Source organism: Neoakkermansia glycaniphila (assembly GCF_900097105.1).
GTDB classification, from domain to species: Bacteria; Verrucomicrobiota; Verrucomicrobiia; order Verrucomicrobiales; family Akkermansiaceae; genus Akkermansia; species Akkermansia glycaniphila.
In genome coordinates, this window is sequence record NZ_LT629973.1 from 234,300 (window position 1) to 246,799 (window position 12,500).

10 protein-coding genes are annotated in these 12,500 nt (G+C 59.3%); 7 read left to right on the top strand and 3 right to left on the bottom strand.

What is annotated here, in order from left to right; translation table 11 throughout:
• Positions 1 to 20 precede the first annotated feature (20 nt).
• The 4 genes from PYTT_RS00935 (at position 21) to PYTT_RS00955 (ending at position 2,811) form a co-directional block, all read left to right on the top strand.
• Positions 21 to 866 (top strand): hypothetical protein, encoded by an 846-nt coding sequence (locus PYTT_RS00935; protein ID WP_067772393.1) that lies wholly within the window; start codon positions 21 to 23, stop codon positions 864 to 866.
• Between the two features lie 219 nt (positions 867 to 1,085).
• Complete coding sequence (locus PYTT_RS00945; protein WP_067772403.1) at positions 1,086 to 1,559, top strand: MarR family transcriptional regulator; 474 nt, start codon at positions 1,086 to 1,088, stop codon at positions 1,557 to 1,559.
• Between the two features lie 12 nt (positions 1,560 to 1,571).
• Entirely contained in the window at positions 1,572 to 2,237 is a 666-nt protein-coding gene (locus tag PYTT_RS00950; RefSeq protein WP_067772405.1) for a purine nucleoside phosphorylase YfiH/LACC1 family protein, read from the top strand.
• A gap of 7 nt (positions 2,238 to 2,244) precedes the next feature.
• The gene (locus tag PYTT_RS00955; RefSeq protein ID WP_067772407.1) at positions 2,245 to 2,811 is read left to right on the top strand and encodes a 5-formyltetrahydrofolate cyclo-ligase; all 567 of its coding nucleotides are present in this window, start codon (positions 2,245 to 2,247) and stop codon (positions 2,809 to 2,811) included.
• A gap of 248 nt (positions 2,812 to 3,059) precedes the next feature.
• Here the strand turns inward: PYTT_RS00955 and PYTT_RS00960 are convergent, their stop codons facing one another.
• Positions 3,060 to 3,350: a hypothetical protein gene (locus PYTT_RS00960; protein WP_141675676.1), complete on the bottom strand. Its 291-nt coding sequence runs from the start codon at positions 3,348 to 3,350 to the stop codon at positions 3,060 to 3,062.
• 323 nt (positions 3,351 to 3,673) lie between these two features.
• On the opposite strand from PYTT_RS00960, the gene galB reads away from it, so the two are divergent.
• Both galB and PYTT_RS00970 read left to right on the top strand, forming a co-directional pair.
• Positions 3,674 to 6,763: a beta-galactosidase GalB gene (gene galB, locus PYTT_RS00965; RefSeq protein ID WP_245741046.1), complete on the top strand. Its 3,090-nt coding sequence runs from the start codon at positions 3,674 to 3,676 to the stop codon at positions 6,761 to 6,763.
• Between the two features lie 81 nt (positions 6,764 to 6,844).
• On the top strand, positions 6,845 to 7,414 hold the full coding sequence (locus tag PYTT_RS00970) for a gamma carbonic anhydrase family protein (protein ID WP_245741047.1): 570 nt from the start codon (positions 6,845 to 6,847) through the stop codon (positions 7,412 to 7,414).
• Between the two features lie 51 nt (positions 7,415 to 7,465).
• Here PYTT_RS00970 and PYTT_RS00975 read toward each other — a convergent pair whose 3' ends face one another.
• Complete coding sequence (locus PYTT_RS00975) at positions 7,466 to 8,539, bottom strand: acyltransferase family protein (RefSeq protein WP_141675677.1); 1,074 nt, start codon at positions 8,537 to 8,539, stop codon at positions 7,466 to 7,468.
• Between the two features lie 149 nt (positions 8,540 to 8,688).
• The gene (locus tag PYTT_RS00985) at positions 8,689 to 9,798 is read right to left on the bottom strand and encodes a zinc-dependent alcohol dehydrogenase (RefSeq protein ID WP_083076373.1); all 1,110 of its coding nucleotides are present in this window, start codon (positions 9,796 to 9,798) and stop codon (positions 8,689 to 8,691) included.
• A 262-nt stretch (positions 9,799 to 10,060) separates the two neighbouring features.
• Between PYTT_RS00985 and PYTT_RS00990 the strand changes: the two genes are divergently transcribed.
• The gene (locus PYTT_RS00990) at positions 10,061 to 12,478 is read left to right on the top strand and encodes a hypothetical protein (protein ID WP_141675678.1); all 2,418 of its coding nucleotides are present in this window, start codon (positions 10,061 to 10,063) and stop codon (positions 12,476 to 12,478) included.
• The last annotated feature ends 22 nt before the right edge of the window (positions 12,479 to 12,500 follow it).

A 12,500-nucleotide genomic window follows, 5' to 3' on the forward strand; every position in this document is an offset into this window, starting at 1 on the left:
GGAAAGTAATAGATAGGCGCATGGGACTTTTTCAAGATCAGACCGATTCGCTCTCCGAACTTCGCCGCCTTGCCGCTCTCGTCATGGACCCTGTCCGGCTGCATGAAATCGGAGCCTCCCAATGGCCCCTCGCCATGATCGCCTACGGCCTCACCACCTGCAACGACACGGACAAAGTTGAATACAGCCTCGGCATCTACCCCCACTTTGTCCGCTACACCCCAGCGCCGGAACGCCTCCGCTGCCTCTCCCAGCTCTCCCGCTTCATCGTCCAGCGCAAGGGCGACGGCTGGCGAGCCTTCCTCTGCTTCGCTCTGGCCGATCCCGATGCCTCCCTGCGGCGCCACGCCGCCTTCCTCATCGCCACCCTCGCCCCGCCTACTGCGGCGGAAAGATTCACCGGCATCGAAGAACTCTGCAACCTCCTTTCCATGCCCCTGCCGGAAACCGCCGAACCCCTTCCCTCACGCACGCCCCTGCTCGATTCTACCCTCAGCCTGAGCGACCTCCGCTTCCTGCCCGTCCTCCGCACCGTCATCAGCCAGGAAAACGAACAAACCCTCAGCACATGGCTTGCCGAGCTGGATGCCACGCCGAACGCCCTGAGCTGCGAATGGCTGCTCGACTGCCTTAAGGCCCATCCCGGCCTCCATGCGGACATCTGCGGCACACTCTGCCGCATCGCCCCCAAAGCCGAACAGATCGTCGACCTCATCCTCCCCGTACCCACCTGGCAATATGCTAAACCCGTTCCCCAGCCTCTGCACGGATGGACCCGCCCGGAATACTTCCAGCGCATGCTGCACCGCCTTGCCCCGCACATGGACGGCGACGAAATCGACCGCATCCGGAATGCCTGGAGCTGAAGAAAACCGTAAAAACACCCTGCTTTCCCTCATTTCGCATCTTTTTTGCAACATGGTGAAAAACAGGCATCATACAAGATATGGTACAGGTGCCGGCATAACCGCTGCCACATCCTTTGCCCCCTCCGTTTTCATTTCCGACTCTTTCGGAAAACCGAAAATTTTCGCCTTGCCTAATCATCAGGATTTCCGTAATATCCGACTCAAGGGAACCCCGACATGAAAGCTACGCGCACGCAAACAAAAGGAACACAAACAGCCCATGATGCACAGGTACTTGCCGACTTCATCCTGTTTTCCCAGCGTTCATGCATCCTCCGCCTTTCCGGCGAATTGAGCCAGGACAAAATCTCCTACCCCCAATTCTTCCTCCTCGCCTATCTCGCCAGTGAAGACTGCCTCTCCATGAGCAGCATCGCCAAGATGATGGGCCATTCCACCGCTGCATCCACCGGCATGGTGGACAAATTGCAGGAGCTCGGCCTCACCGCCCGCACGTCCGCCGTATCCGACCGCCGCAAAATCATGGTGCGCATCACCAAACAAGGCGCGGAACTCGTCGAACGCATGCGTGCCAACATCGCCCGCGATCTGGCCGACATCATGAGCAACGCCCCCGTCGACACGGAAGCGACCATTGCTCCCGCTGCCTCCGCCCTTTCCAGGAGCCAGCGCCATTTGACCCTTTCCTGAACACACACGCATATGAACACGCCTTCGTACCTTCGTGGTCTGAACGCATACCCCGAAAACTACGCCCAGTTCATCACCCGGATTCCCGGTATTGAAACGACGACGGACCGGGCGACAATGCTTTCACGCCTGCAACCCGAACATGACCGCATCCTCAGGGAAGACGGCATCAACCCCATCGACCTCCGACGCGCCCAGCAGGTGCATGGCAACAAAGTCGCCCTCGTCGGTGACATCGGCTGTTCCTACCCCGTCGAAGGCGTAGACGGCCTGCTCTGCTCCGGCGTCGCAGACTGCTGCCTCGGCATCTACGTGGCCGACTGCGCCGCAGTCTGGATCTACGACACCGTCACCGGCTCCCGCGCCCTGCTCCACTCCGGCAAGGTCGGCACGGAAAACAACATCGTCGCGTCCGCCATGCACGGCATGCGCAGCATGTTGAAAGTAAAGCCTGCCGACTGCATCGCCGTCATCTCCCCGTGCATCCGGCCGCCCCATTACGAAATGGACATCCCCGGCACCATCGCCTCGCAGCTTGAGGCATGCGGCATCCTCCCGGCCAACATCACGGATAGCGGGCTCGATACGGCTGCCGACCTCGAAACCTTCTACTCCTACCGCATGGAGCAAGGCAACACGGGCCGCATGCTTGCCCTGTTCGGCCGCCAATCCCGCTGAACCGGCCATGCCCGAAACCTCCACAGCCCTACTCAAACAGAAACTGAGGGGGGCTGTCCTCTCGCGGCTCAAAGCCCTACCGGACGAAACGCGCGCACACTATTCAGCCGACTTGCGAACCCGGCTCGCACCATTGCTGTCCGGCGACACCCCTTTGAACATCTGCCTCTTCGCACCGCTGGCACACGAGGTCGACCTCATGCCCCTGCTGAAGGATCATCCGCAGCACCGCTACCACTTCCCCCTGTGCCTGCCCGGGCGCAAACTCGCCTTCCACCTCGTCCGGAACCCGGTTGAAGACCTCGAGCCGGGCGTTCTCGGCATTCTCGCTCCGAAACCCGCTCTGCCGCTCCTCGCACCGGAGGCAGCCGACCTCATCATCGTGCCGGGAGTCGCCTTCACGAAAGACGGTAACCGCCTCGGCTATGGAGGCGGCTATTATGACCGCTATCTGCCTCTCTGCCGGCAGGCCCGGCTCGTCTCCACGGCCTTCCCCGAACAAATGCAGGACACCCTTCCGCACGACATCCACGACTGTACCATTCCCCTCATCCTCACGGCGGGCAAAAGGTAAAAAACGCAGGCCAAGGCATATCCATGCCTCGCACCTGCGCCTGATTCATCAAACTCTCACCGCCGGGCAGGTTTGCGCCCGAACACGTAAAGCAGCAGCAGGGAAAACGCCACGGCACACACCGAGGCCAATACCATCGACATCGTCGAACCGAACCATGAATCGAAACCCAATTCACGGAACCCTGCAATTCCCAGACAAATATTGAAAAGCAGGCAAACGGCCTTTACCAACACTTCTGAAAAATGTTATTGATTCAAGGCTTTGGTCAAAGCTTCGGAATCGTAAAAATTCTTCGTCTTCAATTCGGCCACCAGCTTGGCGTATTCGGCGGCCAGCTCATCCACGCGGGGAGTATAAACCTGTTCCACATGAACGTTTTCTTCTTCGGTCAGCTCCTTCGGCATCCCGTCCACGATCGCCTTCATTTCCTGCTTGCTCTTCACCAAAGATTCGGCAGCTGCATCGGCGGATGCCTTATCCTTGATATCCTCAAGGAGATCATTCACCCCCTGTTGCAGGGCAATCAGCTTCTTCATGGCGGCATCCGTCTTCGATTCTTCGGAAGCGGGCTGAACAACAGCGGCCGGAACAGAAGATTTGTCAGCGGAAGGTGTTGTTTCCTGGGCAGATGCAGCGCATGCAAACAACGCCAAACCTAAGGAAATAGGAAATATGGTTCGCATGCGCGCAGTGTACGGGGAAGCCCCCATACTGTCAACGTTTTTATGAAGAATAATCCTACTTTTTAGACGATCCTGCGGCATCATTTTGCCGAAACGGAAAATTCCCGGCAGTATCCCGTCTTCATGAGGCAAAACACACCTCGAAATGTGACAAAAACAGCGGATCATGACATCGCATGAAAGAAACCGCACCGAAGGCCAGTAAAGAGGAAGACATGTATTCCCGCCTCTCCCGCAGCATCCTCTGCCTGACGGCATTGACCGTCTCCCAGGCATTTGCCGACCCGTCCGGACCGGGTCGCACCGCGTCGTTCGACTACGGGTGGAAATTCTCGCGTTTCGGCACCATGCCGGACGGTTCCATCACCCCCGAACCCGGCGGAGCCGCAGGCAGTATCAGCGCCGACAGCTCGGAAAAGGCCAACCTGGCCGCCCACGCCATCGACGGAGACCCCGCCACGCGCTGGTGCGCCGCCGACGCCAGAGAAGGACACCACATCATTCTGGACATGGGAGCGGACGTCTCGCCGCAAACCGTCTCCATCGACTGGGAAAAGAAACTCGCCCACCGCTTTCTTCTCGAAGGCTCCGCCGACGGCAAGCAATGGACGGCCATCGCAGACAAACGGAACGGCAGCGGCAACGAAACCCGCGATACCGTCCCGGCAACAGGCAAACACCGATACTACAAACTCACCGTCTTCGGCACGGGCAACGGAAACTGGGCCAGCGTCCGCGAACTCATACTCGCCGATGCGGACGGCAAACGCATCGCCCCCCTCGTCCCGTCCGAAGAACAGGCCAAGGATCCCCGCTCGCCGCTCTTCAACGACGCGGCATGGCGTACCCTCGACCTCCCGCACGACTGGGGCATCGAAGGCCCCTTCCGCATGGACCTTCCCAATGAAACGGGCAAACTGCCGTGGGAAGGCATCGGCTGGTACCGCAAAACATGGAATGTACCCGCAGATGCACAGGGACGGCGCTTCTTCCTTGACTTCGACGGCGTCATGTCCAAACCTCAAGTCTACGTCAACGGCCAACTCGCCGGAGAATGGAAATACGGCTACACCTCCTTCCGCGTAGACATCACCCCCTTCCTCCGCTACGGGCAGCCGAACACCGTTGCCGTCCGCGTGGACAATCCGCCGGAATCCTCGCGCTGGTATCCCGGCGGCGGTATCTACCGCCACGTCTGGCTCACCGAAGCCGCCCCCGTCCACATCGGCCACTGGGGCATCTACCTGCGCACTCCTCAGGTATCCACGCAGCAGGCCACTGTCGACGTCGACACGACCGTGGCCAACACCACCGGAAAAACCGTCACCCCCGTCGTCGTACAGGAAATCCTGAAACCGATGCCGCGAGGCAACACATCCAGCCCCACGCAGGACAACATCCGGGATGCGACGGACGGCCTTCAGGTCGTCGCCCGGGCGGAATCCCAGGGGCAGCCGCTCGCCCCCGGCAAGGAAGGAATCGTCACCGGACGCCTGACTGTCGGCAACCCCACGCTTTGGGACACGGAAAACCCGCATCTCTACACCGTACGCACCACCGTCAAAATCGACGGCAAAACAGTCGACACCCGCTTGACACCCCTCGGCATACGCTCCATCGAATGGAGGCCCGACGGCTTTTACCTCAACGAACGGCGCGTCGAACTCAAGGGCGTCTGCCAGCACTCCGATCTCGGCCCGCTCGGCACCGCCGTCCACACCCGGGGACTGGAACGCCAGCTTGAAATCCTCAAGCAAATGGGAGCCAACTCCATCCGCATGACCCACAACCCGCCCGCACCGGAACTGCTCGACCTCTGCGACCGCCACGGCATCCTCGTCATCGACGAATTGTTCGACATGTGGCGCGAACTCAAAAAACCGAACGACTACCACCGGTATTTCAACGACTGGCACGAGCGCGACCTCATCCACCTCTGCCGCCGCGACCGCAACCACCCCTCCGTCATCCTGTGGAGCACTGGCAACGAAGTGCATGAACAGTACCATCGCAAACCGCAGCATCTCGAAACCTCCCGCCGCCTGACGGAACTCTTCCACCGGGAAGACCCCACGCGCAAAGTGGGCGTCGGATGCAGCATCCCCGAAGCAGGCTACAACGGCTTCGGCGACACCTTCGACGTGCTGGGCTACAACTACAAGCCATGGGAATACAAAAAATTCAGCCAAAAACGGCCCAACCAGCCTTTCTTCGGCAGTGAAACATCCTCCTGCGTCAGCTCGCGCGGCGAATACTTCTTCCCCGTCGACTGGGACAAATCCAAAGGCTTCTTCAACTTCCAGGTCAGCTCCTACGACCTCTACGCCCCGGGCTGGGCCAACCGCCCCGACATCGAATTCGCCGGGCAGGACGACTCCGCCAAAGTCGCGGGCGAATACGTCTGGACGGGCTTCGACTACCTCGGAGAACCCACTCCCTACAACCGCGACGCCACCAACGCCCTCAACTTCTCGTCGCCCACCGAACGCGAAGCCTACATGAAGAAACTTCAGGAACTCGGCCACCGCGCTCCCTCGCGCAGCTCCTATTTCGGCATCGTCGACCTCTGCGGATTCCCGAAAGACCGCTTCTTCCTCTATCAGGCGCGCTGGAAACACGAGCAGCCTGTCGCCCACATCCTGCCCCACTGGAATTGGGAAGAGCGCAAAGGCGAGCCCACCCCCGTCCACCTCTACACCAATGGGGATGAAGCCGAACTCTTCCTGAACGGCCAGTCCCTCGGCACCCGCAAAAAGGGCAAGGCGGACGACGACCGCTACCGCCTCGTGTGGAAAGACGTCAACTACCAGCCGGGAGAACTCAAAGCCGTCGTCAAAAAAGGAGGCAAACCCTGGGCAGAACAAACCGTCCGCACGACCGGAGAACCGCAGAAAATCGCCATGGAAGCAGACCGTTCCACCATCAGCGGCGACGGACGCGACCTCTCCTACCTCACCGTCACCATCCGGGACAAACGCGGCGACATCGTCCCGCGCTCCAAGAACGACCTGACCTTCCAAATCGACGGCCCGGCGGACATCGTCGGCATCTGCAACGGCGATGCCACCGATTTCACCACCATGTCCAACCCGGAGAAAAAGACAACCATGCACATCAAAGCATACAACGGCATGGCGCAGGTCATCCTCCGATCCAGGCGGAACGCCTCCGGGCAAGCCACCCTCACCGTCTCGTCGCCGGGACTGGAAGGAGCAAAAACAGACATCCGCATCACTCCGGACAACGAAGGGCGGCAAAACCGCTGACGCCACGCGGCAGCACTCATTTCCCGGCGGGCCGTAGGCAACTGCGGCCCCTTGTTGTCACCTCCGCACCACCCACGGCCAATGACAGACTGCATCATCGCCAACCCGCCGGGCGGAGCGTATCATTCACTCATGGCTATCGAGAAGTTTTACGAACACACTCCTTCCATCGATCCCACCGCATTCATCGCCGCCAGCGCCGACCTCATCGGCCGGGTTCGCATCGACAAGGACGCGAGCATCTGGTACAACACCACCCTGCGCGGCGACATCAACAGCATCACCGTCGGCGAAGGCTCCAATATTCAGGACAATTGTTGCGTCCATCTCGCGGACGACTATGGCTGCCATCTGGGTAAATATGTCACCGTCGGCCACAGCGTCACACTCCATGCCTGCACCGTCGAAGACAAATGCCTCATCGGCATGGGTGCCACCGTCCTGGACGGCGCCGTCATCGGCCTCGGCTCCATCGTCGGAGCCAATGCACTCGTCACCAAGGGCACCATCGTCCCCCCCCATTCCCTTGTCCTCGGCTCTCCGGCAAAAGTCGTCAAAACACTCGACGAAAGCGTCGAACAGGCCAATTACGACCACGCGTGCAAATACATACGCGTCGCCAAACTCTTCCGCGAACGCCCCGAGGTCTGAACCTCTCCATCCGGTCTTTCCCGACGGCCCGCCTGCAACAAGGCGGGCCTTTTATTTGGCGGCGTTCCGCGGCGGACGAATCGCGAGCAGATCGAAAAGCTCCGGACTCACGCGCTTGATGCCCATCCCCAGATAATGGATCAGCAAATAAATCGCCGGTACGGCGAAAAACCAGCACCATTTCGGGAACGACGCATCCTGCACATCGAACGGAAGCAAATACACCAGCAGGCTGATCACCAGCATGTGCAGCACATACACGAGGAACACCGTCTGCCCCAAGCTTGCCATCCACCGGGCAAACCGGGGAAAAAGCTGCTCGATCCACAAAGCCACAACGCACGTCGCGCCGATATAGCAGACGATCCCGAGATGGGACATATGCGGCAGAGTCTTCGCCTCATACCACAAAACCACTGCAAACAGCCCCACGATCCACCAGCTCTGCCTACGGAGAAAAGAGGCAATCGCCGTCAGGGGAATCGACGTCAGGCTGATGCCGAGTGCAAAAAAGGCGATCTCCCGGGGATGAATCACCTGATAGCCGTCGATCATGAAATGGTTGCAGGCCAAGCCCTGCCCGAAACACAGGCAGGCGATAATCAGCGGATACAGGCACCTCCTGCGTCCCAGAGCCGCCAGAAAACCGCAGGCCAGAGTCAGCAGGATCAAATCCCTCAAAAACCAGAACGGCCCCGGCGGCTGATCTCCGATACCGAACACGTGCATCAGCACATCCAGCCGCTCCTCCCAATCGCCATCCGCCAGAGGATCAAGCACCTGCCACATCCAGAACCTCGTCCACCCCAGGCAGATGATATAAAGGCCGATCAGCAGCACATAGGCGGCAATCATGCGCCATGCGCGCTTCAACTGGGGAAACCAGACGCCCGGCGGACAACTGCGGGCCATGAAATACCCGGCTACCACGAACAGCAGGCACATCCGGCCCGATCCTGTGAACCACATCCCCTGCTTGATCGACATCACTGTCGGCGCATGCGTCAGCATCGTCGCCAGCATCGTAATCACGCGGGCGATATCCACCCACGCCACGCGGGGCGAACGGCTTACCGTCGGCAATGCCTCCGGCGCCACGGCAAACGGCTGAACAACGGCACTCATGCAAAAGAGGGAATGGAAGCGGCGCACTCCGACCGGCGGGTACGAAAAACCTCCGGCTCCGAAGCACACACGACTGTTCCAGGCAAGGAAACCGACATGGTACGGAAGGAAACCGGAGGTCTTGAAAAACCGTAAAAACGGAACCGGGATTATTCGACGATCACCGCAACCTTGATACCCTTCATCTGAACATTCGTCTCAAAGGCATCAACGATATTGTCCAGGCTGAAACGATGGGAAATCAGATCGGTCAACGGCAAGCCGATACCATAGGCACGCTTCAGGAAGTCGAACGTAATCACGTAATCCTGCGGCGTGTAGAGCCACGAACCGACGGCCGTGATTTCCTTATTGCAAATATCGTAATGGTGGTTGATCACGCTCTGTCCGCCATCCATGAAGAAGCCCACTTCGCACAGGCCGCCGCCGCGCTTCACCAGCTTCCATGCATTGGCTCCGGCTGCGCCCACGCCCGTGCACTGGAACACGAAATCGGCCAAGTGTCCGTTGTTGGCTGCCTTCACAGCTTCGGCGATCGCTTCGATACCGTCGTACTTCGTGAAATTGATCCCCTTCATCGCACCCATGCTGCGGGCCATCTCAAGGCGGGAATCATTGCCGTCCAGAGCAATAATATTCTCAATACCCATCGTGCGCAGCGTGGCGATCTGCAGCAGGCCGATCGGGCCGCAACCTTGCACCAGCACCACGGAGCTGAAATTCAACAGGCCCGTCGTCTTCGCACGTTCGAGAGAATGCACCACCACGGCGGAAGGTTCCACCAGAATACGCTGGTCGAGCGTCAGATCGCTCACATTGAACACAGTCGAACCCGGGCGGATCACAATATATTCGCCGAAGAAACCGTTGAAATGCACATCGTCGTCGGGAATGAGGCCATACACGCCCACATTCTCGCACATATTCACGCGGCCCGGCATATTCTTGCAGGGATCGCACTTGCCGCAGGGAAGAATGCAGGTCACGATCTTGTCGCCTACCTTCAGCGGACGCCCGGCCGTATCTTCCGTCCAGTTCTTGCCGAGCTTCACGATCTCGCCCGTACCTTCGTGGCCGAGCACCACCGGAGCGAGGCCGAAGGGATCGCGGTTGTATTCATGGCCGTCCGTACCGCAAATACCGCAAGCTTCCACCTTGACCAGAATCTGGTCATCGGAAATTTCGGGAATGGAATACGAACGCATTTCGACGGACTTCGGACCAGTCAGCATGGCCACACGAGCAGTAGCAGGAATCATCGGATTAATATAAGTAGAAAATGAAATCGGACGGCGCCACCATGGCGCCGCGACCGGGCGTACTATACAAAGCCTAGCAAGGAACAGCAAGCACGAAACCGGGCCGCGACAGGAAAAAAAAGACGATTTGCGACATATTGCCATCCGTCCTGAATTCCATTGGACATCAACGGGCGAAAAACGGTTCCACCGATAAACCTTCCCTCTGAACTGAAAGAACATCCGCCCGCTTCCGTATATGTAACATATGTCCCGATTCTTCATGGCACCTCTACTTGCAGGCAGCCTGGCATTCCCTCTCGCGGGAACACCCCAGGCAGCCGAATCCTCTCCGGCACAAACCGCCCCCTCCTCCCAGAACGCGGCACGTACCGACACCCTGCAGAAAGACGGCGTCTCCGCCACATTTGCCCCCCAAACCGGACACATCACGAACCTTCAATTCGGCAAGCAGCGCATCGACATGTTCAACAATGCCTGGGGAGGCCCCTCCTTCCGCATCACCGATGCCCAAGGCCGCCAGACCGTCCCGGTCCTCGTCCGCCAGCCGGGGCATGCGCCCTCTTTTGCCGCTCAACAGGGCGACCTCAAAATGGGCATCTCCTACGGCGTCGAACAGGGAGCCCTTGCCGCCACCGTCACCGTCGCCAACAAGGGAAAAACGGCAGTGACGCCCGACAGCCTCGCCCTCACACTGGGCATCGACACATGCATGATCAGCCATCCGCAATGGAACACCAAACACTTTCCTACCTTCCTCCGCTGTGAAAAAACCCACTTCTGGGGCTACGCCATGTCGCCGGAAGGAAGCATCCTAGGCATCTTCTCCCCCGATGCCATCCCTGCATGGAGCCTGAACTACAACAACGGAGGCCATCGCATCAACGGCATCAACCTGAACCTGCTGGCGGGCGCTCCCCTGCCCGCCCGCTCCCCGCAAACCTCCAACGAACTCAAACCCGGCGAAGAACGCACATGGAAAATCTACCTCGTACCCATCCCCTCGCTGAAAGAAGTGCCCGCCTGTGCCTCCCGTTACACGGATGCCTCCTACCTCACAGCCGACCGCTACACCGTCGAACCCGGCGAGCAGATTCGCCTGCACCTTGCGGGTGCCGATCACTCCAAAGCCACGGTTCAGCACAAAGGACAAAACATCGCCCTGCCTGAAGCCAAAGACAGGGAAATCCTCTGGCAGGCACCGAAGGAGCCGGGATTCTACCGCATCGCCATCGAAAACGGCAAAGGCAAAACCTCCGAAACCGTCATCACCGTCCGCCAGCCGTGGTCATGGTACATGGACGGCTCCCGCGCATGGACCGTCAAAGCCAAGCAAAAGGCTGGCAGCCACGTCGAAGGCTGGTACGGCTTCTTCCCCTCCTTCAAATGGAGGCACCTGAATCCCGACAAGGAGCTGGACGCGCAGATCGACAAGGACTTCAACGAACTGTTCCCCACCATGTACGACTACGCGACCATGCAACCCACGGCTCCGGCCCTGCCCCACCGCATCCAGAACCACGCTTGCGCCGCCTCCCTCTTCATGGAACGCTACCGCATCACCGGAGACATTCAGGACCTTGAGCGGGCAGCCAAACTGTGCGACTTCATCCTAGCCACCCAGAAGCCGGATGGCGCCTACCGCTCCGGGCGCACCCACTACACCTGCGTAATCTACCCTGCCAAATCCATCATGGAAGTCATGATGGCGGAGCAGGAACTCGCCCGTACCTCTCCCGTCTGGAAAGAACGCTTCGAACGCCACCGCGACTCCGTCCGGAAAGCGGTCGATGAACTTGCCCTCCACCTTGACAACATCGAAACCGAAGGGGAAATGACCTTCGAAGACGGCATGATCTCCTGCTCCTACACCCAGCTTGCGGCATGGGCTCGCCATTTCGCCCAGCCCGAAGAACGGGCGAAATACATCGCAGCCGCCGAAAAACTCGTTGAAAAACACCGCTGCCTTTCTCAGCTCGTACAGCCGGACAGCCGCATGAACAACAGCTCCCTGCGCTTCTGGGAATCCCAGTACGACGTTCTGTGGTGCAAAAACATGATCGGATCCCCGCACGGCTGGACCGCATGGAGACTCTACGGACTCTTCGACCTCTACCGCCTCACAGGTAAAACAGACTACCTGCAACAAGCCATGAACGGACTGGGAGCCTGTGCGAACCTCCTGAACCCGGAAACGGGAGAACTCTCGTGGGCCTTCATGGTCGACCCCCGCATCCGCACGGATGTATTCAAGCCGAATCCGGAAAAACCCGGCAAAGGCATCCGCTCGGTCGAAGTCGTCGGTGAAACCTACATCCCCATGATCTCCCAATGGTGGAAAGCGCCTTATGCCACCCCCGTCTTCGGCTACAACTACCAGTACGGAGTCGACCATCAGGGAGGTTCCTGCGACAACGACGTACACGAAATATTCAAATGCCTTGCCGAACACGCCCTGCAAACGGCATGGCTGATTCTGGATGCACAGGGGAAACCCACCGTCTGGAACGGTAAAGTCCGCAAGGAAGGCAACACATGGATCGTCACGCCGTCGGAAAAATACGTCTCCGAAGTCCACGTCAACACGGCGGCATCCGCCGCCGTCAAGGTGGAATGGCAGCAAGGCAGCCCGAAAACGGAAAACGTCTCCAAGGGCATGACCTCGCTTCTCCGCCCCTGAACAGGCTGAAAATCACGCCGGA

What these genes read in the sequence shown, in the direction of transcription:
- PYTT_RS00935 (WP_067772393.1), top strand. Translation starts at nt 21, where the DNA reads ATGGGACTTTTTCAAGATCAGACCGATTCGCTCTCCGAACTTCGCCGC.
- PYTT_RS00945 (WP_067772403.1), top strand. Translation starts at nt 1,086, where the DNA reads ATGAAAGCTACGCGCACGCAAACAAAAGGAACACAAACAGCCCATGAT.
- PYTT_RS00950 (WP_067772405.1), top strand. Translation starts at nt 1,572, where the DNA reads ATGAACACGCCTTCGTACCTTCGTGGTCTGAACGCATACCCCGAAAAC.
- PYTT_RS00955 (WP_067772407.1), top strand. Translation starts at nt 2,245, where the DNA reads ATGCCCGAAACCTCCACAGCCCTACTCAAACAGAAACTGAGGGGGGCT.
- PYTT_RS00960 (WP_141675676.1), bottom strand. Translation starts at nt 3,350, where the DNA reads ATGAAGAAGCTGATTGCCCTGCAACAGGGGGTGAATGATCTCCTTGAG.
- galB (WP_245741046.1), top strand. Translation starts at nt 3,674, where the DNA reads ATGAAAGAAACCGCACCGAAGGCCAGTAAAGAGGAAGACATGTATTCC.
- PYTT_RS00970 (WP_245741047.1), top strand. Translation starts at nt 6,845, where the DNA reads ATGACAGACTGCATCATCGCCAACCCGCCGGGCGGAGCGTATCATTCA.
- PYTT_RS00975 (WP_141675677.1), bottom strand. Translation starts at nt 8,539, where the DNA reads ATGAGTGCCGTTGTTCAGCCGTTTGCCGTGGCGCCGGAGGCATTGCCG.
- PYTT_RS00985 (WP_083076373.1), bottom strand. Translation starts at nt 9,798, where the DNA reads ATGATTCCTGCTACTGCTCGTGTGGCCATGCTGACTGGTCCGAAGTCC.
- PYTT_RS00990 (WP_141675678.1), top strand. Translation starts at nt 10,061, where the DNA reads ATGGCACCTCTACTTGCAGGCAGCCTGGCATTCCCTCTCGCGGGAACA.